Genomic DNA, 23,950 nt, shown 5'->3' on the forward strand with positions numbered 1-23,950 from the left:
GGGCATATCGATTCCTACAGGAGCGGCGGGCATGAATCGGCGCGACTTTCTGCGAGCTTCGACACTCGCGTTTGGCAGTATCGTAGTCTCCACCGGTCTACAAAGCGGCGTGGTCAGTTCTGCCGGCTCAGCACCACGCCCCACCGGGGGCAGGATCGCGTTTCGGCATGGGGTAGCCAGTGGTGATCCCAGGCAGGACCGTTTCATTATCTGGACCCGCCTGTCACTCCTTGACGGTCCGGAAAACGACCTCGAGGTCGGCTGGGAAGTAGCAGCCGATCCCGATTTCGCACAGCTGCTGCACAAAGGGGCTACTGTTACCGGTCCTGCTCAGGACCATACGGTCAAGATCGACGTACTCAACCTGCAACCGGGCGCCCACTATTACTACCGGTTCAACGCGCAAGGTGTGCTCTCCCCCGTGGGTATCAGCAAAACCTTGCCGCAGGGGGATGTCAGCCAGGTGCGCTTTGCGGTGCTTTCCTGCGCAAACTATCCGGCCGGTCACTTTCATGTCTATGCCGAAGCTGCGCGTGTTGATCAACTGGACGCCGTGATACATCTCGGCGATTACATCTACGAATACGGCGCTGACGGTTACGCCACAGCAGACGCTCAGACACTCGGCCGATCCTTGCCGGCTGACAACAATGGCGAGCTGTTTACCTTGTCAGACTACCGCAAGCGTTACGCTCTATACCGCACCGACAACGCCCTGCAGGCGCTGCATGCAGCCGCCCCCTGTATCGCGGTGTGGGATGATCACGAAATCAGCAATGACACCTGGCAACAGGGTGCGCAGAACCACGGTGAGGATGAAGGGAACTTCACGGCGCGCAAACGCGCGGCCCTGCAAGCCTGGTTCGAATGGATGCCAGTGCGCCCCGCCCATCCGGATGACCGCGAAACCATTTACCGCAGTTTCGATTTCGGCAACCTGGTGAGCCTGCACATGCTCGACACCCGTATTGTCGGACGCGACCGTCAGCTGGCCTTCGCGGACTATTACGACGAAGAAGGCTTCAAGGCTGCCGCTTTCAGGCGCGACAGCATGGACGCCAACCGCAGCCTGCTGGGTCATGCCCAGCGCCGCTGGCTATACGGTGCGCTGGAGGCTTCCACGTCCACCTGGCAGGTATTGGGTCAGCAGGTGCTGATGGGCCGAAGGCTGTTGCCTCGGGCGTTATTATCCGCTCTCCAGGCTTCCTCGCATCCCGACCTTGCGCAAACCCTCAACGAGCTGATCGACATCAAGCTACGCCATCAGCGTCACGACCCTGCGCTAACGGCGCGGGAGATCGATCAGGCGGAGACATTGGTACCCTACAGTCTCGATGCCTGGGACGGGTACGGCCATGAACGGGAAGCGCTCCTCAAACACGCGGTGACACACGACAGGAACCTCGTAGTGCTGGCTGGCGATACGCATAATGCCTGGGCCAACAATTTGCTGGCTACTGATGGCACCCACGCCGGAGTGGAATTTGCGACCAGCTCGGTGACCTCCCCAGGCATGGAGAGTTATCTGAATATGCCCCTGGAGCTCGTTCCGCTGGTCGAGCAGGCCATGGTCACGCTCGCGTCTGATGTGCAATACCTGAACGCCAATCAGCGTGGCTACATGATCGTCACCTTCACCCCGGAGCGCGCCACCGCCGACTGGCGCTTTGTCAGCAGCGTCAAACAGCGCGACTATCAGATGGATCAGACGCGGCGCGTTGTCATAACGACCGGAACGGGTGCTAGCCGTCGGCGCCTCGTTCCAGCCAGGTAAAACGAAGGCCGCAAAGGGTCTATTTCATTGTCACTCGTGCAAGGGGATTATCAAGTTGCCCGTTTCAGGGTATAAGGGCGCTATGAAAATCCCTAAACGAATACAACCGCTAGTAGACGACGGTCTGGTGGACGAAGTAATACGTCCGCTAATGAGTGGCAAGGAAGCTGCCGTATATGTAGTGCGCTGTGGCAATGAAATCCGCTGCGCCAAGGTTTACAAGGAAGCGGCCAAGCGCAGCTTCAAACAGGCCGTGCTGTACCAGGAAGGCAGAAAGGTGCGCAACTCGCGTCGCTCCCGAGCCATGGAGAAAGGTTCGAAGTTCGGCCGCAACCAGCAGGAAGAGGCCTGGCAGAACGCCGAAGTGGACGCGCTTTACCGTCTCGCACGAGCCGGCGTGCGGGTGCCGCAACCCTATGGCTGCTTCGAAGGCGTACTGCTTATGGAGCTGGTGACCGACGAAGAAGGTGGCGTCGCGCCACGCCTGAACGACATCAGCATGTCCGCCGAGCAGGCCCGTGAAGACCATGCGCTGGTAATGGAATACGTCAAACTGATGCTCTGTGAAGGTCTGGTGCATGGCGACCTGTCCGAATTCAACGTGTTGGTCGACGATTACGGTCCGGTGATCATTGACCTCCCCCAGGCAGTGGACGCTGCGGCAAATAACAATGCGCGCTCGATGCTGGAACGCGACGTGAATAACATGACCGAGTATTACGGCCAGTACGCTCCGGAGCTGCTGGAGACGCGCTATGCGAAAGAGATGTGGGCGAAGTACGAGGAAGGCGAACTGGAGCCCGAGACGGCGCTGACAGGCTATTTTGCCGAGAGCGAGGAAGCCGCTGATGTCGATTCGGTGGTCGACGAAATCCGTGCGGCATTTGCCGAAGAACAGGAGCGGCAAGAGCGTATACGGGACGCGGAGGAGCAGTAAGGTCATCTCAGCAGCAAACCCTGGGGGCTAGCCTGTGGGAGGCCGGACTCCGGGCGATGCCTGGCCACCAGGCCAGCTTGTAGTCCCCCAGGGGCGTCCTTTGGACGCCGTCGCGCCGAGGCCGACCCTCCTACGAAAAACACAAACCAGCTTTGTGGTAGAGGCCAAGTCCAAGCGACGCCCTCGATCAACACAAAGAAACTAATTCGTGGGAGATTCTATGGTTCACCACAACCCCTTTCAGGCTGTTTTTGGTTGATAGGTGGTTTGGTTCTGCATCAAGGCAAAAGCGATGCGGGCCAGTTTCCTGGCCAGCTTGACCAACGCCTGGGTCGGCTTGAGTCCTTGTGCAATATAGGTTTCATAGAGGCTTTTCCAGGCCTGTGTTTTTCGCGCTGCCATCGCGGCGTTGTAGAGCAGTCGGCGCAGCTCAGGATCGCCTTTCTTGGTGAGCTTGCGTCGACCTATTTGTTTGCCCGAGTCTCTGACTCTGACATCCATGCCCAGGAACGCAATGAAGGCGTCACTGGTTTTGAAGGGGCCGCGATGGAAGGTGTTGGCCAGCGCCATGGCCGTCAGGTCGCCGATGCCTTCGATGGCCTTGCAGCGCTTGGCATCGAGCCACCAGCCGACATCTGCCATAGCTTGTTTTAATCGCTGAACGATTAGCAGCTCTACTCGGCGAATATGCGCATCTAGCTGTTTGGCGGCCTGCTTCAACTCCGGTATGTCCTGCAGACTTTGACTCAGGGCTACTCTGGTATGAACCAGCGACGCCCGGCGGCGCATCAGCCCTTGGACGCGATAGAAGGCATCATGTGCAGGTATCCACGGTTTAAGGCTGTCCATTTCCTTGGTGAGATAGCGGAGAATGAGCTTGGCATCTGACGCATCAGTCTTTGCCCGGGTGCCGACGCCACTGCGGTAATGGTTGAGCTTGTATCCGTCCAGCAGATAGAGCTCAAAGCCTGCTTCGTGCGCCAACCTAGCAAGCTGGCGGTGATAGATACCGGTCGCCTCCAGGGCAATCTTCGATCCAGGTGGCAAAGACTTCAGCCACCGTCTAGTCGGGCCCACGGCGTTGCTAATGGCCTCCACCCCGGACGAATCGCTGCGAGCTATCACGAGCTCAGCTTTGCTGACATCGACACCGGTCAGAACGGGTTCGACTGCCTTTGCCATGGTACGTCCTCCAAGCTAAAGTAATCTTTGACTTGTCAGGGCTCACCAGACGCTGGCTTGCAACATATCGTCGGTCGAAGCGGGCGACGCTCTGCCGATGGATTCTCTATTGGCGTTGTGGTGAGGGTGGGGCTGAATCTCCCACAGTCCGTGCCGAAAGGCCGGAAGGCGCGTTTGCCCCTCCACCCTGACAGGTCCATTTTGGTTTTGGACCTGTAGGAAAACCATACAAGGCGCGACCCGCGGCGATGCTGGCCCCCAGGCCAGCCTGGGTTTACAGCGCCGCCACAAACTCAGATATCCACCTTCCCCCGCAAAACCTTCGCCCGCCCCCTTGCCGTCTTGCTGTCCACCCGTCGCTTTTTCGAAGCCTTGGTCGCCTTGGTCGGCCGCCGCTGTTTCTTGATTTCAACTGCGCTGTTGATCAGCTCAGCCAGCCTGGCGAAGGCATCCTCGCGATTCTGTTCCTGGGTTCGGTATTGCTGCGCCTTGAGCACGATCACCTTGTCTTTGGTGACACGCGAATCCGACAGCTCGAGTAGCCTTTCCTTGAAGAAGTCAGGAAGGCTGGACCTGTTTATATCGAACCGCAGATGAATCGCACTGGATACCTTGTTGACGTTCTGCCCACCCGCGCCCTGGGAGCGGATGGCGGACACTTCCACCTCCGCCTCGTCGAGCTCGACACCGTAGAGCAGCTTGATCATCAGGGTTTTTCTCCGTCTTGGCGAAACAGGATGGCTATACTGGCTCCAAGGTTAAAGGAGTACAGCAATATGCACAAAAGCCTGCTGCCCGGCATGTTGATGATGTTGACCTTCACCGCAGTTGCCGAGCCGTCTGGAGACAGCGACCTTCCCGACTGGACAGTCGAACGTATCGACCCGCTTCACGATCGCCTTTCGCGCTGGGTAAACAATTCCTCACGCAGCATCGATGGGTTCTTTGGAACAGACGAGCACCTCGCTGTACGCAACCGTTCCTATCTGCGCCTTAGCCAGGAATTCGAATGGGAGGAAAGCGAAGGCATCGACAATGACACCAGCATTCGCTTCAAACTTGATCTGCCTACCACCAAGGACAGGTTGCGGCTGATCATCGAAAGCGATCCGGAAGAAACCCAGGGCACGCTCTCGGAACAACAGGCAAATCGCCTCGGCGCGGAACAACCCGGCAGCGGCAACACCATTCTCGGGTTGAGTCAGCTGGGCGGTGACGACAAGACCATTGGCTGGGAAACCAGTGCTGGAGCGGGTATCAAGTTTCGCTTTCCGCTGGATCCCTATGTGCGACTCACCGCCGAGCGCCTGTGGGATGTCGGCGAAGGTCCCTGGCAACTGGAATCCTACAATCGCGCCTCATGGTTCAACAGCGACGGCTATCGGGTCAGGACCCGCTGGGATCTGGGGCGCCCGCTGGATGATACTCAGCACCTGCGCTTCATAACGCAGGTGCAATGGCAGGAGGATGAAGACACGCTGGAGTTTTCCGAGTCCATCGAGCTGAACCAGATACTCGGCAAGCGCAGCGCCATCCGCTATGCCGGTATCGTGATCGGCAGCAGCCTGTCCCACACCCGGGTCGAAGACTACGTATTATTGGCACAGTATCGCCGTAACCTGCACCGCAACATTCTCTTTGCCGACATCGTCCCCGAGCTGAGATTCCCGCGCGAGGCTAACTTTGCGCCGCGCTGGGGATTGGTTCTGCGTGTGGAAATGTTCTTCCGTGGCGAGGTAGTTGATCGCAGACAGTCAGCGATGCCAACCGATGACGCGCGGGGTTATTCTCCGGAGCGAATCACCCAAGCCTTCGAGACGGCCTTGGGCAGCCGGCATCCCCCTGCGCTCTATGCACAGCCTATCAGCTGGCCCAACACCAACAACCGGTACGGGCCCATGGAGCAGACCCCGCGGGCCCAGGCCAGCATGCTTGCCAACGCAAACCGTTTCGGCCAGCTATAGTCACGATGGCATCAGGCGTTGCGTCGAAGGACCAACGCCTCGTGCATGAAGTTGACCATCCACTTGGTCATCAGCTCGCCATCGACATCAGCACTGAGCGAGGCGTTACCTGCTCGCAGACGGACATCCGGAATAATCCCCTGACGTGCCGCCATGAGGTCCCTCGAATACTCCTTGGAGAACTCAGGGTGCCCCTGAATGCTGAGAAAATGGTCACCGTACTGGACCACGTAGTATTCGCAGAAGTCGCTTTTTACCAGCACTTCAGCCTCGTCTGGCAACTCCACCACCTGGTCCTGGTGACTGACAACCAGATCCAGCTTGTCCTGCCAGGGGTCCATCCAGGTCCTGCGCTGCACAAGCTGATTGAAGGAAACACCGACGCCCCAACCCTTTTCGGATCGCTCGACCTCGCCGCCGAGAGCTCTGGCAATCAGTTGATGCCCGAAGCATATACCTACCAGCGGTTTTTTTGCTTCCCATAACTTGATCAGGAAGGTTTCCAGCGCTTCGATCCAGGGTAGCGGATCATAGACACTGAACCGGCTGCCAGTAGTCAAGTAGCCGTCGCATTCATCGATGGAGACAGGCAACTCGCCGTCATGGGTACGATAGATGACGACATCTGACGTTCGGACATGCCCTTCTAGGCGCCTCAGCAGCATGTCCGGATAATTGCCATGGTTCGGTTGGAGATTCTCGGTCACATCGTCGCACTGCAAAATCCCGATCTTCACGTATTCCTCCCGTCAAATAACGCCCAGCAGCACACGGCTGAGATGCTTGAATCATGAGCGGAGTGGACCGGGATGGCAAGACATCGGCCACGCCTCAATCCGGAAGCGGGGCCGACTCCTTACAAGGGGCTGGCGTGTCCTACGCCGGGATGCTTTTAACTTTAGGTTCGCGGGCCCAGACCCGATGTTTGGTCATCGCTACGACGAGCTTGTCGCCAAGATCCTTGGCGGTTGGTGCACTGATCAAGCCTTCATCGGCGTCCAGGCGCAGGTGGCTCGCCAGTTTGCCGGCGTCACCACACAAGGCGATGGCCTTAAGGTGTTTATAGGCCTCCAACAGGTAATGCTGTGCGGTGCCGTTCGCCTTCATCGCCTCGACAGCGGCTTCACCGCCAGGCACGAACACTGCATCGAAGGCAATTGACGGCAGGCCTTCCATCGAAGCGTCTGGCACCAGACTTTGACCTTGCGCAGTCTTCACCGGCGCAGCGGAGGGACCGATAAGCTTGGCCATAGCGCCTTCCTGCTCGAGCATGTTCTTAATGAAACTGATGTCAGATTCCTCGACGCCGTCGGCAATCAGGATGGCCACCTTTCGTGACTTGATGTTCCCAGCCAGCAGGTGGAGTTGGCTGAGTGCCGGAGACTCCTTCAGGCTCAGCGCGCGCGGCGGAACTGTCGGCCCGGAAGGCGCGGCAACGCCAATATTCTCCGCGACGCGAGTGGCCAGGGTGAGATCAATATTGGCAAGGATCTCGTTTACCTGGCGTTCACGAATAAACATCCGCTCAACCTTGGACAGCTCGAAGCTGTAGGCGCCGATGATGTGCTCCTTCTCCGGCTCGCTCATGCTGTTCCAGAACAACGTTGCCTGGGAGAAATGATCACCAAAGGATTCGCTGCGGTTGCGGATCTTGGTGCCTGAAACCTGTTCCGGATAGGATTCGAAACCACCGCCACTGGGAGCCGGCGGGGCTTCTTTCGGCCAGCCACCATCGATCGAGTTGGGCTCGTAGGAAGCGCGCCCCTTGTTGATTGTCTGGCGATGCGGAGCGTCACGCTGGTTGTTATGAAACGGACATACCGGCCGGTTGATCGGAATCTCGTTGAAATTGGGACCACCCAGGCGCAGCAACTGCGTATCGGTATAGGAGAACAGCCTGCCCTGCAACAACGGATCATTGGTGAAATCGATACCGGGCACCACGTGGCCAATATGGAAGGCGGCCTGTTCGGTCTCGGCGAAAAAGTTGTCCGGATTGCGGTCGAGCGTCATCTTCCCGACGATACGCACAGGAACCAGCTCTTCGGGAATGATTTTGGTGGGATCCAGCAGGTCAAAGTCGAACTTGTGCTCATCCTCCTCCGGTACCACCTGCAGGCCAAGCTCATACTCTGGATAGTCACCTTTCTCGATGTCTTCCCAGAGCATGCGGCGGTTGAAGTCCGGGTCCTTGCCGGCGAGCTTTTGCGCTTCATCCCAGACCAGCGAATATACGCCCGACACAGGACGCCAGTGAAACTTGACGAAAACACTCTTGCCCTGCGCATTGATCATGCGGAAGGTGTGCACGCCAAAGCCCTGCATCGCGCGGTAGTGCACGGGGATGGCGCGGTCAGACATGGTCCACAGCACCATATGTGCCGACTCAGGCGTCAGCGACACAAAGTCCCAGAAAGTGTCGTGGGCGGACTGACCGGTGGGGATCTCGTTATGCGGCTCGGGCTTCACCGCATGCACAAAGTCGGGAAACTTGATGGCGTCCTGGATGAAGAAGACCGGCATGTTGTTGCCTACCAGGTCGAAGTTGCCTTCATCGGTATAGAACTTGGTGGCGAAACCACGTACGTCGCGCACCGTATCCGCCGAGCCGCGCGGACCCTGCACGGTTGAAAAGCGCACGAAAACCGGGGTTTTCTTGGACGGATCGTTCAGAAAGTCAGCCTTGGTCAGATCTGACAAGGGCTCATAGACCTGAAAATAACCGTGCGCAGCGGATCCACGGGCGTGCACGACGCGCTCGGGAATGCGCTCATGATCGAAGTGCGTGATCTTTTCACGCATGATGAAATCTTCGAGTAGCGACGGCCCGCGGTCTCCCGCCTTGAGCGTGTTCTGATTGTCGGCAATCCTGGTGCCTGTATTGGTAGAGAGTGACTTGCCCGTGGCGTCTTCTCGGTAGGCTTCAAGCTGATCAATCTTGGTACTGGAATTGCCGCGATCGGTAGTATCGGTGCCCGCCAGATCACTGCTTTTATTGTCGCTGGACATATGATTCTCCGTACTGAATGAAGGAGGATCCTCACAGCGGTGCTTCGGTTGCCGCAGGAGGGGTCTCAGTATCGGAGCCTGTCACCACGGTTTCGTTCGTCTACGGCGAAATAGGCTTTTTCAATGCCAGCTATTGTTTTTGTAAATCAGTCAACTCCGCTGTTATTCACCGATGTCTTCATTCCATAACGCCGGGTTGGTTGAAATAAACCGTTGCATCAGCTCCAGACAGTCGGGATTCTGTAACACCTGAACGTCCACTCCGCGCGAACGCAGCAGCTCCTCTTCACCCAGGAACGTCTGGTTCTCGCCGACAATCACCTTTGGAATGCCGTATAGCAGGATCGCACCGGTGCACATCGGGCATGGCGAAAGCGTGGTGTATAGCACCGAGTTGGCATAGACGGACGCAGGCTGGCGTCCCGCGTTCTCGAACGCGTCCATTTCTCCATGCAGAATGGCACTGCCCTGTTGCACGCGGCGGTTGTGTCCGCGGCCGATTATTTTGCCGTCATGAACGATAACCGAGCCGATGGGAATGCCACCCTCGGCGGCGCCGGCACGGGCTTCGTCAATAGCGCACTGCATGAATGGATCCATGGATACTCCCGGGTTGAAGGGTCTGACCAACGTGACCAGCACGGACAGTCGGGCTAAGCGCATTATGCATCCAAAAGCGGCGTTGCAAAGATCGTATTTTTAGCAGTGCCACCCCTGTAGCTGACAGGGATTCCGCCTTATGATGGCGCCCCCGCGCTTACTTGCAAGGATTCTCGATGCAACCGCAGTTCTCCTCCCAACCAACATCCTTTTCCGTCAGTCTGCATTGGCTGCTCGGCGCGGCCGCGCTGGTTGTCGTGCTCGGTGGCTTGAAAGCGATCAGCCATATCGTCACGCCCATTTTGCTGGCGGTATTTCTCGCCATTATCAGCGCCCCGCCGCTCACCTGGATGCAGCGCCGGGGCGTGCCCGGGCCGGTGTCCATTCTAGCGCTGTTCTCTGTCGTAGGTTTCACCTTCTTTCTGTTATTCCTTGCACTCAAGGGCGCTGCCGAGAGCATGGCAACCCAGGCGCCGATCTATCAGGCGCGCTTTACCGGCTGGATGCTGGAGCTGCGTGAATTCATTGCGCAACGAGGCCTGCCGCCCGATCTGTTACCGCGAGAACTGTCATTACCTGCGACCCCGACCATCACCGGTGCGGCGCGGGATATAGCCGGCGGGCTCGGCCAGTTCACCGCGACATCGCTGTTGGTATTGCTCGCCTTCATGTTCCTGCTACTGGAAGAACGCACCCTGTCCGACAAACTTGACGCAGCCTTCCCCAATCGGCGGCGGGCGCGCGTACGTGCACGCCGCTTTCTCCGTTCGGTATACCGTTATCTGCTGATCAAGACAGCAGCCAGCGCGGCAACCGGCCTGGTGATTGGTATCGGTCTGCTGGTTATCGGGGTAGATTTTCCGATTCTGTGGGGAATTGTCGCAGGGCTGTTGAACTTCATTCCCACCATTGGCTCGATCATCGCTGCGGTCCCGGCCGTTCTGATCGCCTTTCTCGGTCTGGGCATAGCAGAAGGTCTTGGCGTGCTCGGCCTCTATGTTGCCGTCAACACCCTGATTGGCAACATCCTGGAACCACGTTTCATGGGTCGGAGTCTAGGGCTCTCGCCTTTGGTGGTGTTGGTGTCATTACTGATATGGGGCTACGTGTTCGGCCCGGTCGGGATGCTGCTATCGATACCCTTGACGATGGTTGCCAAGCTGGCACTGGATGCCTCGCCCCAAACGCGTTGGGCGGGCATCCTGATGAGCGATGAAGCCAAGCGATAAGCCGGAACATCCAGACCGCCATCGCTCAAGGAATCGATTCCCAACCCGGCACGCCTCGTCTGATCACCTGGGAAAAGTCCTCGTCATCCTCAGCCTGCCGTGCCCGTTCGGTAAAATTACCACGGTCCTTCAGCGCTTCCAGCGGCCTGTCCACCAGGCCACCTACGTCTTTGACGTAGGAAGGTAGATACGCCGATAGCAACAGCCGCACGTCTATCGGCAACCCATCAACGATCTGCTCCATCATGTTGTAAACGATGATTGTGCAGTTCGCGGTAACGGTATGGTAGAAGCGCGGCTGCGCAGCAAGCCGGTTGGCCTCCTCGACATACGCCACGAACAGATCGCGCATGGCAGGCTCCGGCATCTCGACGCGATAGAGGTGCGCCTCTTCGCCGCGCACATTGGTTCGTACCCGAACGGCATCGCGTTCATCCGAGGCGAGCACGTCCAGCTCAAACTGTTTGAAAAACCCGCCAATTGCAGAAAAGCTCTCATCCCGCTCGCGGCGAATCTCCACCGTGAAGGTAATAAACTCCCCATCATCGAAGCCGAAGGACACCAGGATGTGGGCAATCCCTGGCATCCCCCATTGCGACGTGATCAGGTCAACCGAGCGTAAAGTGCCCAGATCATAACGGCGGGTTTCCCAGCGCACGTCATAATCATCCACCGAGCGCCAATGGAAGTTGCGTACGTTGTGCAGCGTAGCCTGCTGGCCATTGATATCGCCCTGGGTAATCCGCGCCAGGTCATCGGCCCACTGCCGCTCATGGCTCGGCTCCAGGCTGCCCCACCACACCATCAGCAAGGCGAACAGCAGCGCATATCCGGTCAGGCCGAGACCCACGGCGCCGGTCCAGATCAACCACAGGATACCCAGAGCGGCCCCACCCCAGACAACAATCAACCCGATACGCCCGGCCGGAGGCCATGGCAGCTGGAACCACAGCGCCATGCTTCCCCATACGCAGCTCAGGATGATGATCAGTGTTCCGAGGGAAAGTAACAGGGTGCGAAGCATCAAGCGGGTCCGTAAGGGCTTTGGTCAGCGTCAGTCTAGCCGCCCTGAAGCCGAAGGTGTACCGGCGATACCGCGTGACAGCCTCAGCTGCTATGGACAGTGCAGGTCACCAGCCTGATCACCAGTGGCCTGACCGCGAGTATGCAGAGAAAGGCGCTGGGCATGGCTACCTTGTAAGCTTGCCATACCTGTCCGACATAGCCCTGGCCCAACCCCGCGTTCGCTGCTGTAATCACCAGGCACATCAGAAACGCCATGATGCTGGACATATAGAATGCCACCGCAAAAGGCGTATAGCGCGACGGCAGTTTGAACCGCTGCGAGCGGGATGAGGGAGGTTGCGAAGACATGAGATACTCTCGTAAGCGTTGCGGAATCATCGGCCAGACCGGTGATCACACCGGAGCGGCCCGGGAGTGCGGGTCGCAAATGATAACATCTGGTTTTGCTTGTCGCATCGCTGGCCGAGACAAGGGCCGCCGATCAGGAACCCACACGCGCGCAGCGGTGTCGAGATTGATACTTCAATCAAGACCTCCGTCGCGGAATAATCACAAGAGAGACGTCAATGCAGTCACTGCCCCAGCGCCTGATTCTCTGTTTGGCCCCGCTTTTCCTTGTCGCCTGCGATGAAGAACAAACCAGTCCCGAGCCACCACCACCCACGGTATCGGTTGTAACCGTCGAAACCCAGCCGGTCGCCAACGTCGTTGAAATACCGGGGCGAGTCGAAGCCATAGCTGTCGCCGAAGTCCGCGCCAGGGTCGACGGCATTATTCAAAAGCGGCTGTATGAAGAAGGCACGGACGTCGAAGCCGGCCAGCAGTTATTCCAGATCGACCCGCGGGAAATGCAGGCCAATCTCAATTCAGCCGAGGCAGCACTCGACCGCGCCAAGGCGACCGCCGCCAATGCTGCCCAGGATGTAAAACGTTACGAGGGCCTGGTCGCCAAACAGGCGATCAGTCAGCAGGAATATGACACAGCGCTGGCCCGCCTGCGTACCGCCCGCGCGGATGTGTCCCAGGCCGAGGCTGCGGTGGAGACAGCGGAACTCAACCTCGGTTATACGCGTGTCGAGTCTCCCATTGACGGTGTAGCGGGACGCGCAGAGGTGACTGTCGGTGCTCTGGTCAGCGCGGCCAACGGAACATTGCTGACCCGCGTCGAACAGTTCGACCCGGTCTACGTAAACTTCTCACAATCGAGCTCCGACCTGCTCTCGGTACGTGCCCAGATCGCTTCCGGGGCACTGGAAATGCCGGAGAAAGGCAAGGTCCCGGTACAGTTGGTTCTGGAGAACGGCGAGCCGTATCCGCATACCGGTTATGTTGATTTTCTGGCCATGTCGATTGACCGCGCCACCGGCACCGTCGCAGTACGGGCCCAGGTACCGAACCCCGATCGCCTGTTGTTGCCCGGCCAGTTTGTGGAGGCTCAGGTTGAAGTAGGAACGCGCCCCGCCAGCATTCTCTTGCCGCAGCGCGCGGTGATCATGAACGAGCGCGGTGCCAGCGTGATGGTCGTGGACGAGCAGGATGTCGCGCAATCGCGGGAAGTAAGAACCGGCAGCATGTATGACGGCAAGTGGGTCATCCTGGAAGGTCTCGAGCGCGGCGAAACAGTCATTGTCGAAGGCTGGCAGAAGGCCCGGCCCGGTACGCCGGTAACGCCGGAGCCCTACGACCCCGGGCAGCCACCAGGCGCTGGTGCGCCGGCGCAGGATGAGGCCGCCGCGCAATGACCCCGACATTCTTCATTCGCCGTCCAGTATTCGCCTGGGTCATTGCGCTGGGCATTCTGCTCGGAGGCATCCTTGCCCTGCGCGCCCTGCCCGTCGAACAGTACCCTTCGATCGCCCCGCCCCAGCTGAACATCAACGTGACCTATCCTGGCGCAGATGCCGGGGTCCTGGAAACCAACGTCACGCAGGTCATTGAGGAAGAGCTGAACGGCGTAGAGGGTTATCTGTATATGGACTCGACCAGCCGCTCGAACGGCACGGCGTCCATTTCCCTCACGTTGCAGGCCGGCACCGACATCGACGTCGCGCAGATGGAAGTGCAGAACATGCTCAGCCGCGTGGAGCCACGTTTGCCGGAAGAAGTGCGACGTCAGGGTATACGCGTCTATCAGGCCTCATCCAGCTTCGCACTGATCGTCTCGCTGGTATCCAAGACCGGCACCATGGGTAGCCTGGAGCTGGGCCATTTCGCAACCACCAATATCATCAGCGAACTGCGCCGGATCCAGGGCGTCGGAGATATTCGCGAGTTCTATACGCCCTACGCGATGCGCATCTGGCTGAATCCCGACCGGCTGGCGAGCTTCGGCATCTCGGCTGCCGAGGTCATGGCCGCCGTGCGCGAGCAGAACAGTCAGGCAGCCGGCGGCTCCCTCGGCGAACCACCTCTCAGCGAAAACATCGAGATCAATGCGCCCATCGAAACCCAGGGGCGTTTCAGCAACCCCGATGAGTTCGCAGAGATTATTCTGCGCGCTGACAGTGACGGCTCGGTGATTCGGCTCAAGGACGTCGCCCGCGTCGAACTGGGCGCGCAGAATTTTACTGCGCGCAGTGAGCTCAACGGTCAACCAGCTGCCGGCCTCGCCGTGCAGCTTGCGCCCGGCGCCAACGCGCTGGATACCGCCGAAGCTGTCAAGCAGCGAATGAGAGAACTGGAGGCTGGATTTCCCGAGGACATTGCCTGGACCGTCCCCTTCGATTCCACGCCCTTCATTTCTGCATCCATCCGTCAGGTACTGCTGACCCTCCTGCAGGCTATGGCACTGGTGGTGCTGGTGATGCTGGTTTTCCTGCAGAGCTGGCGCACCACACTGATCCCCACTATCGTCATCCCCATCACACTGATCGGTACCTGCCTGGGGCTCTGGCTGCTGGGATTTTCCATCAACCTGCTCAGCCTGTTCGGACTGGTGTTGGCGATAGGTACGCTGGTCGACGACACCATCGTGGTCGTGGAAAACGTCAAGCGCTTGATGGATGAAGAAGGATTGCCCCCCTACGAGGCCGCAGTCAAAGCGATGGGGCAGGTATCGGCGGCAATCATCGGCACCACTCTGGCCTTGATCGCGGTGTTCGTGCCGCTGGCGTTCTTCCCGGGTTCCACGGGCGGAATTTACCGCCAGTTCGCCGTCACCCTTTCCATCGCGGTCGGGATATCCACCCTGCTGGCACTGACATTGACGCCCGCCATGTGCGCTGCGTTTCTCAAGCCAGCAGAGAAGGAAAAGGACAAGCCTGGCTGGAGCAAGCGCATCTTTGCCCCCTTCAACCGCGGCATGTCATACATGACCGATCGCTATAACGGCGGAGTCGGTTTCGTACTGGCCCACCCGCTTATTTTTCTGCTGGGTTTCATTGCGCTGCTGGCGTTGACTGCCCTGCTCTTTGTGCGCATGCCGACCGCCTTTCTGCCCGATGAGGATCAGGGCTCGGTGATGACAGTCATTCAGGCCCCGCCGGGCTCCACGATTGAGCGCACGACCACGGCGGTCAAGCAGGTACAGGCGTTCTATGCCGACCAACCGACCGTTGAAGATGTGGTCAGCGTGTTCGGCTTCAGCTTTTTCGGCCAGGGTCAGGCGCATGCCATGGCGTTCGTGCGGCTCACCCCGTGGTCTGACAGGCCGGATGAAGAGCAAAGCTCGCTGGCTCTGGTACGCAAGGCCATGGGGGCCTTTTCACAGATCAAACAGGCCCAGGTATTCGCGCTGAACCCTCCATCCATCCCCGCGCTCGGCGTATCGGGCGGCTTTTCCTTCAAGCTGGAGGACCGCGGCGGCAATGGATACAAGGCGCTGCTCGACGCCCGGGACCAGCTCCTGGGTTTGGCTAGCGAGAGTTCGATTCTGGAGGGCGTGCGTCCGGAAGGTGCCGATGAGGCGCCCAAGTTGCGGCTGGATATCGACCGGATCAAAGCCCGCGCCCTAGGCCTGTCGATCAATGATGTCAACACCGCTTTAGGCACAGCGTTCGGCAGTGCTTACGCCAATGACTTCAACCTCGATGGCCGGGTGTTACAGGTTCTATTGCAGGCGGATTCACAGTTTCGCATGACGCCCGAGGACGTACTCGATCTTAAGGTGCTGAACGACGAAGGCGAAAATGTGCCCTTTGGCGCGTTTTCCAATGCAAGCTGGACCCTCGGTCCGATTCAGCTGCAGCGCTATAACGGTTATCCCGCCGTAACGCTCTCGGGCAACGCGGCGCAAGGGCATACCACCGGCGAAGCCATGGATGAGATGGCGCAGCTGATGGAGCAATTGCCCGCCGGCTTCGCCCATGAATGGTCCGGCGCATCCTACGAGGAACAGCAGGCCTCGGGTCAGGTGGGCATGCTGCTCGGGCTGTCTCTACTGGTCGTGCTGATGGTGCTGGCGGCGCTCTATGAAAGCTGGACCATCCCTATTGCCGTGTTGCTGGTGGTGCCCTTTGGCGGCCTGGGCGCGATCCTGTTCGCGATGCTCAGAGACTTGCCCGCCAATGTGTACTTCAACGTTGGCCTGGTAACCATCATCGGCCTGTCGGCAAAGAATGCGATTCTCATTGTCGAGTTCGCCATCGAAGAGGAAGGACGCGGCAAATCGCTCATTGATGCGGTGATGAGTGCAGTACGTTTGCGCTTCCGCCCGGTACTGATGACCTCGCTTACGTTCATTCTCGGCATGCTGCCGCTGGTGCTATCCAGCGGTGCCGGCGCGGCCTCGCGGATCGCTGTTGGCACCGGTGTCATGGGTGGGATGATCGTCGCGACACTGCTTGGCCTGTTCTACATCCCGCTGTTTTACATGTCAGTCCGGCGCTGGTTAAGCCGCAAGGGCCCTCCCGGCGTGCGGGACAATTCCGACAATGAGGACAACTCCGACGGCAACAAGGAGCAGCCAGCGCATGAATAAAACCTGCTCTGTTCTGCTGATAGCGCTTACCGCCGGCTGCCAGCTGGCTCCGGAACACCAACGACCCGAGCAGCCGACGGCAGCGCTTTATCCCAAGGTGTATGCGCCGGCACGGGGCGAAGCCGTCGCCAGCGATATCGCCTGGCAAGCGTTCCTTACTGACCCTCGCTTGCGGCAGCTGGTCAGCACCGCGTTACAACACAACCGCGATCTGCAAATAGCCATCGAGCGTATCGAGGAAGCGCGCGGCCTCTATCGGGTCCAGGGCGCGAGCCGCTATCCCACGCTTGGCGTGAATGCCGAAGTGACCCGGGGCCGCTACCCTACCGGCGCGGGTGCCGGCGGGGCGACTGCGTCGCCGGGATCCCCCGGTGCCGCTGCCGGAGCCGGCGGTGGGATCGTTGAGCGCTACTCGCTGGGCCTGGGCGTTTCGGCCTTTGAGCTGGATTTCTGGGGACGTGTACGCAACCTGACCGAAGCCGCCCGAGCGCAGTATCTGGGTACGCTTGAAGCGCAGCGGGCATTTCGCCTGTCCTTGATTGCCGATGTCGCCTCAACCTACCTGGCATTGCTTGAGGCGGAAGAGCGTATCAGGCTCGCCGAGGCAACCCTCGAAAGCCGCCAGGACGGCCTGCGTATCGCCAGGGTGCGTCTTGACGCCGGCATTACCTCTGCACTGGACTGGAACCAGGCCCGCGCGCTGCTGACCCAGGCAGAAACCGAACTGGCGGGGCTACGGCTGACTCAGGCGCAGCAGCGCAACTTTCTGGCGCAACTGGTCGGCGCCGAGATTGAGCGCACCCTGCCCGAGCCTCTGCCCCTGACTCAGCAGATGAGCGAAACCACATTGCGCGCCGGGCTGCCCTCCGATCTGCTGTATGTCAGGCCGGATATTATTGCCGCCGAAGAATCGCTGCGCGCCGCGCGGGCCAATATCGGCGTCGCACGTGCTGCATTTTTTCCGCAGATTTCGCTCACAGGCACCTTCGGGTACGCCTCGAGCGAACTGGACGGGCTGGTCAACAGTGACAACGAAACCTGGAGTATCGGCCCGACCATCAGCCTGCCGCTGTTTGATTTCGGCCGAAACCGCGGCAACCTGACGGTGGCCCAGGCGCGCGAAAATATCGCTGTTGCAGAATACGAGGACGCCATTCAAACCGCCTTCCGGGAGGTGTCGGATGCACTGGCCGGCCGACAATTTCTGGCCGAGCAGTTAATTGCACAGGAAGAGAATGTCGAGGTTCTACGAGAGATCGTCGAGTTGGCGCAAGACCGCTACGCCGAAGGCGTGGTGAATTATCTGCAGGTACTGGATGCGTCGCGCAACCTGTTCCAGGCGGAACAGGCGTACGTACAGATCAAACGCGCGCAGGTGCAGAATCTGATCGAGCTTTACGTGGCGCTGGGGGGCGGGACGACGGCGCCAAGACAGCTGCCGGAGTAAAAGCCAAACCCTGGCGTAGCGCAGGCGCGCTACACCCCCAGGAATAGCGTCAGAGCCGGGTTTCCGAAGGTAGGGTTTCCTGGGGTTGACTGGCCCCGGCCTGCGTTCGGACTCGCCTGGCGGGTTTGGTGTCGCGGCTGAGCTGGCGTAGCGCGGGCACGCTACACCCCTGGGCGAGTAATCAGTCCCCGATGATCAACAGCGGGTTATAACCGCTGGGCGAGTATTTGCCTTCCTCGGCCAGCATCACATCCAGCGCCAAGCTGGCCAGATTGTCCGCAACGGGGTCGGCGCGGCCATGCAGCTCGCGCAGCGCCACCTTCAGGTAATGATCGCAATGGTCGCAGGCTTCGGCCTGAATCGGCAGGAAAGGCTTGCCGTTTTCATCATCCAACCCGAGATAGGTCAACTGCCCGCCCTCCCCGCACAGACTGCATTTGACCCGTTCGAGATGCCATTCGGTCGCACACAGACTGCAGTGCAGATAGCGTACACCGCTGCGGTATTGTTCACCGTGAATGACGCTGGCAACCGGCGGGCTACCGCAGGTGGGACATAGCGCTTCGGCTTGTATACCAGGCTTGTCAGGCGCGCGCGGCAGAGCTTGCGCCAGTCGTACCCAGGTCACCTGGAGCGCAGCCGCGACGAGCGGCATAAGCGGCCGGTCATCATGCGAACCGGAACCCGCTTCCAGCACATTCACCGCGATCGCATCGAGCTCCTCAGCTGTTTTGTTTCGCAGCGATTCCAGCAAGGCGCGTTGCCGCTGACCGATATGAAATTCGACGCTATCAAGCAATGCAGACAGATCGCTCTGCCAATTCACATCGCGCAGCAACGACTGAAAACCAAGCGGTGGCAAACCATGCTTGAGCGCTTCGTCGAATGCACCCTCGGCTGGCTTCCAGCCGGGCTCCTGTTCAGTCAGAACCTGATGCTGGGCCTGGACAACGCGGGCCATGAACTCGAGGAACTCATCCAGCGGCGGCACCTGGACCATCAACTCACGCAGCCGCGTAGCACGTTTCTGAAACAGACCTGCTCCTGCCAGAGCGACCTTGGGCGGGTCCATGATGCCGGATGGTGCACTTCCGTATGTATGATTCACTACGGCTCCTTGGGTCGTTCAGGGGTTGTGGTTGTTCTGGCCTGCGGACGGGTTTGCCCCTCAGGGTCACGGTTATTCACCACATCGTCATACCATAGTTTGTGATGATGGCGAGCCCAGGCATGGCTGACGCGACCCTGCGTCATCGCGCGAACCGAGCCCTTGACCCAGATCGCCGAATAGACGTGAATGACCAGCGTGATGATGGCGATAAAGGCTGTGAAGGCATGGATCATCGCCGCCCAGCGTAAGGCCCAGATTGGCATGCCGTCGGCAATCCACGGGCGCCAGAGCACCACACCAGTGATCAGCAGGATCGGCACCGTCAGCAGGAAGATCCAGTACACGGCCTTTTGCCCGGCGTTGTTTTTGCCCACCGCAGGCAAACGGTCATCCCGGTTGCTGAGCATATCGGGCATGTGCTTCACCCACTGCACATCGTATCGGCGAAACAGGTTGTCGGTGAAAAACCGCACTGCCTGAATCAGAAAAAAGATGCTCATGAACACGCCAATATAGGGATGTACTATCCGCGTCGGTTCAGGCCCGCCGAAAAGCGCGGTAAGCCCGAAGAACGCCGGGTAGAACAACGCCAGCCCGCTCAACGTCAGCAACACAAAGCAGATCGCAACTATCCAGTGGTTGGTACGTGACCACCAGCCATAGCGCAGGATGCCTTTGTTCACGTTGGAATGACTCATGGCCGGTCCTCCTCGCGACGGTCAATCTCCCGGGCTTGCGCCGCCTTTTCGGGATCCGGATCATCCTCAGGCTCTTCCTTGGGGCCCTTGATCATGTAATGGAAGAAGCCAGCCAGGACCGACGCGCCCAACAACGCGGACATGATCGGTTTGGTGACGCCCTTCCAGAGTTCGACCGTAGGGCTGATATGCGGGTCTTTAGGGAGGCCGCTGTATATCTCTGGCTTGTCGGCATGTTGCAGCACATACACCACATGGGTGCCGCCCACGCCAGCCGGATCGTAGATCCCGGCGTTGGCATAACCGCGTTCCTGAAGATTCTCGACCCGACCCGCGCCATAATCGAGCATGTCTTCCTTGGTGCCGAACATGATCGCCGAGGTCGGACAGCTTTTGACACAGGCCGGCTCTAGGCCATTGAACACCCGGTCCGAGCACAGGGTGCACTTGTACGCCTTGTTGTCCTTCTTGGAGATGCGCGGAATATCGAAGGGACAACCGGCCACACAGTAACCGCACCCGATGCAATGCTCGGAGTTGAAGTCGACGATACCGTTGGCGTACTGCACGATCGCTCCGGGTGCCGGGCACGCCTTTAGGCAACCCGGTTCGGCGCAATGCATGCAGTTATCCTTGCGAATCAGCCATTCCAGATTGCCCTGCTCATTTTCGTACTCGGAGAACCGCATCACCTCGAATGATTCGGGCGTCAGATCCTGCGGATTGTTGTAGGTCCCGTCACACTCGCCTACTTCGTCACGCAAATCATTCCATTCCGAACACGCCACCTGGCACGCCTTGCAGCCGATACACACCGATACGTCGATCAACTTGGTGACCTTCTCCACGCCACCATGGCGCACTTGCGGAGAAGGCACCGTCGTCGCCGAACGGGCGATGACGTTCTGCAGGTTTATTTGATCACCTCGCATTCGGCATCTCCTCTATAGCTTCTCGACGTTCACGAGGAACGACTTGAATTCCGGGGTTTGGGTGTTTCCATCACCTACAAAGGGCGTCAACGTATTGGTCAGATGCGCCTTCTTGGTAACACCCTTGAAGCCCCAGTGAATCGGGATGCCGATGTGATGGACCGTTCTGCCATCCACCTGCATGGGTTTCATCCGTTTGGTCACCACCGCCACCGCGTGGATAAACCCGCGCTTGGAGCTGACCCGCACCTTCTCGCCCACCGCGATACCCAGCTCTTCGGCGAGCTCCTCGCTCATTTCGATAAATTTCTCGGGTTGCGCAATGGCGTTCAGACGCACGTGCATGGTCCAGTAGTGGAAGTGCTCGGTCAGTCGGTAGGTAGTCGCCGCGTAGGGAAATTCCTCGTTGCTGCCGAAATTCGCCCGATCCCGCTCGAATACCCGGGCAATCGGGTTGCTCATCGCCAGGGCATTGGTCGGACTCATCGGGTTGCGGTTGATCGGGGATTCCAGCGGCTCGTAATGCTCCGGGAAGGGTCCTTCATTCAACCATTCAGCCGCGAAGAAATGCCCGCCTCCGGATTGCGTGATGATGAAAGGCCCAACCCCGGCAGAAGGCGGCGAAGTAAGCGGGAAGTCGGGCACGTCCGCGCCTACCCAACGCTCACCGTTCCACCATATGAACGCCTTGTTCGGCGCCCAGGGCGTGCCGTCCGGCCGTGCCGAAGCGCGGTTATAGAGCAGGCGCCGGTTCATCGGCCAGGCCCACGCCCAGCCCAGCGTATTGCCGGTATTGTAAGGATCGGAGTTATCCCGACGCGCCATCATGTTGCCTTCCTGCGGCCAGGCACCGGAATAGATCCAGCACCCGCATGCAGTGGTACCGTCATCGCGCAACTCGCTGAAATCCTTCAGCTGCTGGCCTTTCGGGCGAATAACGTTGCCCTCCTGATCCAGCACATCTTCCAATGCGCGGCCGTTGTATTCCTGTGCGAGCTCCTCAGCTGTAGGGGCAGCCGGATTCCTGTAATTCCAGCTCAGGTTGAGAATCGGATCGGGGAAAGCACCGCCCTCCTCCTGATACAGCTTCTTCAACCGCAGCATCAAGGCGCCCATGATGGTGGTATCGGTCATGGATTCACCGGGTCCCGGCGCAGACTTGAAATGCCATTGCAGCCAGCGCGAGCTATTGGTAATCGATCCATCATCTTCAGCGAAACAGGTGGTCGGCAAACGGAACACCTCTGTGCCGATCTGCGACGGATCCACATCGTGGAATTCACCGAAGTTTTTCCAGAACTCGCCGGTTTCCACCGTCAGCGGATCCATGATGACGAAGAACTTGAGCTTGGACAGTCCTTCGAACACCTTCGCCTTGTCCGGGAACGCTGCGAGGATGTTGAAACCCTGGCAGAACGCGCCGTTGGCCTTGCCCTCCGTCATGTCATTGATCGCGTAGAGCACGTCGTAGATCGGTTCGGAGAGCTTGGGCAACCAGTCGTAGCACCAGTTGTTGTCCGCGGTAGCCATATTGCCGTACCAGTCTTTCATCAGACTGACGAAGAAACGCTCGTAATACTTCCAGTAGGAGACCTCACCTTCGAGCAACGGCTGTTTGATCCGCGTCTGCATATAGGACTGGTAATCCTGCAAGTCTGCAGAGGGAAGGTTCATATAACCGGGCAGCAGGTTCGACAGTAGCCCGATATCAGTCAGCCCCTGGATATTGGAATGGCCACGCAGGGCATTCACCCCGCCGCCGGGCATGCCCATATTGCCTAGCAGCAACTGCACCATGGCACCGCAGCGGATGATCTGCGAACCGATGGAGTGCTGCGTCCAGCCCAGCGCATAGAGGATGGTCATGGTCTTGTCAGGCGCGGAGGTCTGCGCCATCAAGTCCCAGAGCCTGAGGACCATTTCCCGGTTCATGCCACAGATATTTTCGACCTGCTCAGGGGTGTAACGGCTGTAATGCTGGCGCATCAACTGAAACACACAGCGCGGATGCTGCAGGGTCGGATCGGTGCGAGCAAAACCCTGTTCATCCGTTTCGAAATTCCAGGTTTCGCGGTCGTAGGTACGGTCCTGCTGGTTATAGCCAGTGAACAGCCCTTCCTCGAAACCAAAGCCTTCGCGAACGATCAGGCTGGCATCGGTATATTCGCGCACATATTCCTGCGCATAGCGGTTGTTCTCAATCAGATAACTGATCAAGCCACCGAGGAATACGATGTCCGTCCCGGTCCGAATGAACGCGTGGTAATCCGCCACCGCCGTGGTGCGGTTATAACGCGGGTCAATCGAGATCAGTATGGCGTTATTCTGGTTCTTGGCCTGCATGACCCAGCGGAAGCCCACAGGATGTGCTTCGGCAGAGTTACCGCCCATGGACAGCACGACATCAGCATTGCGGATATCGACCCAGTGGTTCGTCATGGCACCGCGACCAAATGTTGGGGCAAGACCTGCCACCGTTGGTCCGTGTCAAACGCGCGCCTGGTTGTCCAGCTTGAGAATGCCGAGTGCCCGGGTGACCTTCTGCGTGATATAGGCGGTTTCGTTGGTCGTCGCCGAGGCAGCGACCATTGAAGTCGTCATCCAGCGATTGACCAGCCGACCCTGTTCGTCATGGGTCTCGAAATTCGCATCCCGGTCATCCTTCATGAGCCGGGCGATGCGGTCCAGCGCCTCGTCCCAGCTGATGCGCCGCCACTCGTTGCTGTAGGGGTCGCGCACCTCGGGATACTTGACTCGGGATTCACTGTTGATGAAATCAAGCACACCCGCGCCACGCGGGCACAGCGAACCACGGCTGACCGGGTGATCCGGGTCGCCTTCGACGTGGTAGATCTGATCGATGACGTTGATGGCTCCGTCGCCGCGTGAATACAGCAACATGCCACAGCCCACCGAGCAATAGGTGCAGATATTGCGCGAGACTGTGGAGCCGGAAAGTTTGAAATGGCGGACAGACGCAACGGCTTCATCCGGGGCGAACCCCATCATCGCCATACTCGATGCGCCCAGACCCGCTGCCCCTAGCTTCAGAAAGCTTCGTCTGGATACGTTCACGGACACGGAGGTCTCCTTGATACCTGGGATCAGCCACCCATACAGGTG

Annotated in this window: 18 protein-coding genes; 7 read left to right on the forward strand and 11 right to left on the reverse strand. The window is 59.1% G+C overall.

Annotation, left to right across the window (positions count from 1 at the left end; all coding sequences use genetic code 11):
* Positions 1 to 31 precede the first annotated feature (31 nt).
* Positions 32 to 1,774 carry an alkaline phosphatase gene (locus tag G3M63_RS14990; RefSeq protein ID WP_150302422.1) on the forward strand — a complete coding sequence of 581 codons (1,743 nt, stop codon included), beginning with the start codon at positions 32 to 34 and terminating at the stop codon, positions 1,772 to 1,774.
* A gap of 82 nt (positions 1,775 to 1,856) precedes the next feature.
* Positions 1,857 to 2,711, forward strand: coding sequence for a PA4780 family RIO1-like protein kinase (locus G3M63_RS14995; RefSeq protein ID WP_163983634.1), 855 nt, complete (start codon positions 1,857 to 1,859; stop codon positions 2,709 to 2,711).
* A gap of 240 nt (positions 2,712 to 2,951) precedes the next feature.
* On the opposite strand, the gene G3M63_RS15000 is transcribed toward G3M63_RS14995, so the two are convergent.
* On the reverse strand, positions 2,952 to 3,893 hold the full coding sequence (locus G3M63_RS15000; RefSeq protein ID WP_163983425.1) for an IS110 family transposase: 942 nt from the start codon (positions 3,891 to 3,893) through the stop codon (positions 2,952 to 2,954).
* A 293-nt stretch (positions 3,894 to 4,186) separates the two neighbouring features.
* Positions 4,187 to 4,600, reverse strand: a complete 414-nt coding sequence (arfB, locus tag G3M63_RS15005) for an alternative ribosome rescue aminoacyl-tRNA hydrolase ArfB (RefSeq protein WP_163983635.1) — start codon at positions 4,598 to 4,600, stop codon at positions 4,187 to 4,189.
* Between the two features lie 69 nt (positions 4,601 to 4,669).
* Here arfB and G3M63_RS15010 point away from each other — a divergent pair, with 69 nt between their 5' ends.
* Entirely contained in the window at positions 4,670 to 5,857 is a 1,188-nt protein-coding gene (locus G3M63_RS15010; protein ID WP_178101002.1) for a hypothetical protein, read from the forward strand.
* An 11-nt stretch (positions 5,858 to 5,868) separates the two neighbouring features.
* Here G3M63_RS15010 and G3M63_RS15015 read toward each other — a convergent pair whose 3' ends face one another.
* The 3 genes from G3M63_RS15015 to G3M63_RS15025 all read right to left on the reverse strand — a co-directional run bounded on the left by G3M63_RS15015 (position 5,869) and on the right by G3M63_RS15025 (position 9,466).
* Positions 5,869 to 6,594: a GMP synthase gene (locus tag G3M63_RS15015; RefSeq protein WP_163983636.1), complete on the reverse strand. Its 726-nt coding sequence runs from the start codon at positions 6,592 to 6,594 to the stop codon at positions 5,869 to 5,871.
* Positions 6,595 to 6,733: 139 nt separating this feature from the next.
* A complete protein-coding gene (gene katE, locus G3M63_RS15020; RefSeq protein ID WP_163983637.1) occupies positions 6,734 to 8,866 on the reverse strand; it encodes a catalase HPII in 2,133 nt (710 codons plus the stop codon).
* Positions 8,867 to 9,028: 162 nt separating this feature from the next.
* Positions 9,029 to 9,466, reverse strand: a complete 438-nt coding sequence (locus G3M63_RS15025; RefSeq protein WP_163984290.1) for a nucleoside deaminase — start codon at positions 9,464 to 9,466, stop codon at positions 9,029 to 9,031.
* 176 nt (positions 9,467 to 9,642) lie between these two features.
* On the opposite strand from G3M63_RS15025, the gene G3M63_RS15030 reads away from it, so the two are divergent.
* Positions 9,643 to 10,695 (forward strand): AI-2E family transporter, encoded by a 1,053-nt coding sequence (locus G3M63_RS15030; protein WP_150298782.1) that lies wholly within the window; start codon positions 9,643 to 9,645, stop codon positions 10,693 to 10,695.
* 25 nt (positions 10,696 to 10,720) lie between these two features.
* Here the strand turns inward: G3M63_RS15030 and G3M63_RS15035 are convergent, their stop codons facing one another.
* Both G3M63_RS15035 and G3M63_RS15040 read right to left on the reverse strand, forming a co-directional pair.
* A complete protein-coding gene (locus G3M63_RS15035; protein ID WP_150298783.1) occupies positions 10,721 to 11,719 on the reverse strand; it encodes a DUF4105 domain-containing protein in 999 nt (332 codons plus the stop codon).
* An 83-nt stretch (positions 11,720 to 11,802) separates the two neighbouring features.
* Positions 11,803 to 12,069, reverse strand: coding sequence for a DUF2798 domain-containing protein (locus G3M63_RS15040; RefSeq protein WP_150298784.1), 267 nt, complete (start codon positions 12,067 to 12,069; stop codon positions 11,803 to 11,805).
* Between the two features lie 218 nt (positions 12,070 to 12,287).
* Here G3M63_RS15040 and G3M63_RS15045 point away from each other — a divergent pair, with 218 nt between their 5' ends.
* Genes G3M63_RS15045 through G3M63_RS15055 form a run of 3 tightly spaced genes read left to right on the forward strand, consistent with a single transcriptional unit; the run spans position 12,288 to position 18,086 of the window.
* A complete protein-coding gene (locus G3M63_RS15045) occupies positions 12,288 to 13,463 on the forward strand; it encodes an efflux RND transporter periplasmic adaptor subunit (protein ID WP_163983638.1) in 1,176 nt (391 codons plus the stop codon).
* The gene (locus G3M63_RS15050) at positions 13,460 to 16,639 is read left to right on the forward strand and encodes a multidrug efflux RND transporter permease subunit (RefSeq protein ID WP_150298786.1); all 3,180 of its coding nucleotides are present in this window, start codon (positions 13,460 to 13,462) and stop codon (positions 16,637 to 16,639) included. Before G3M63_RS15045 ends, G3M63_RS15050 begins: the two co-directional genes overlap by 4 nt.
* Entirely contained in the window at positions 16,632 to 18,086 is a 1,455-nt protein-coding gene (locus G3M63_RS15055; protein WP_163983639.1) for an efflux transporter outer membrane subunit, read from the forward strand. Before G3M63_RS15050 ends, G3M63_RS15055 begins: the two co-directional genes overlap by 8 nt.
* A 181-nt stretch (positions 18,087 to 18,267) precedes the next feature.
* Here the strand turns inward: G3M63_RS15055 and fdhE are convergent, their stop codons facing one another.
* The 4 genes from fdhE to fdnG are packed head-to-tail and all read right to left on the reverse strand — an operon-like array spanning position 18,268 to position 23,902.
* On the reverse strand, positions 18,268 to 19,158 hold the full coding sequence (gene fdhE / locus G3M63_RS15060) for a formate dehydrogenase accessory protein FdhE (protein ID WP_150299312.1): 891 nt from the start codon (positions 19,156 to 19,158) through the stop codon (positions 18,268 to 18,270).
* Positions 19,159 to 19,193: 35 nt separating this feature from the next.
* Complete coding sequence (locus G3M63_RS15065) at positions 19,194 to 19,895, reverse strand: formate dehydrogenase subunit gamma (protein WP_163983640.1); 702 nt, start codon at positions 19,893 to 19,895, stop codon at positions 19,194 to 19,196.
* Positions 19,892 to 20,827, reverse strand: a complete 936-nt coding sequence (fdxH, locus tag G3M63_RS15070; protein ID WP_150298789.1) for a formate dehydrogenase subunit beta — start codon at positions 20,825 to 20,827, stop codon at positions 19,892 to 19,894. The genes G3M63_RS15065 and fdxH overlap by 4 nt, the downstream gene beginning before the upstream one ends.
* A gap of 12 nt (positions 20,828 to 20,839) precedes the next feature.
* The gene (fdnG, locus tag G3M63_RS15075) at positions 20,840 to 23,902 is read right to left on the reverse strand and encodes a formate dehydrogenase-N subunit alpha (RefSeq protein WP_178101060.1); all 3,063 of its coding nucleotides are present in this window, start codon (positions 23,900 to 23,902) and stop codon (positions 20,840 to 20,842) included.
* Positions 23,903 to 23,950: the final 48 nt, after the last annotated feature.

The organism is Pseudomonas sp. OIL-1 (genome assembly GCF_010669185.1).
GTDB classification, from domain to species: Bacteria; Pseudomonadota; Gammaproteobacteria; order Pseudomonadales; family Pseudomonadaceae; genus Halopseudomonas; species Halopseudomonas profundi.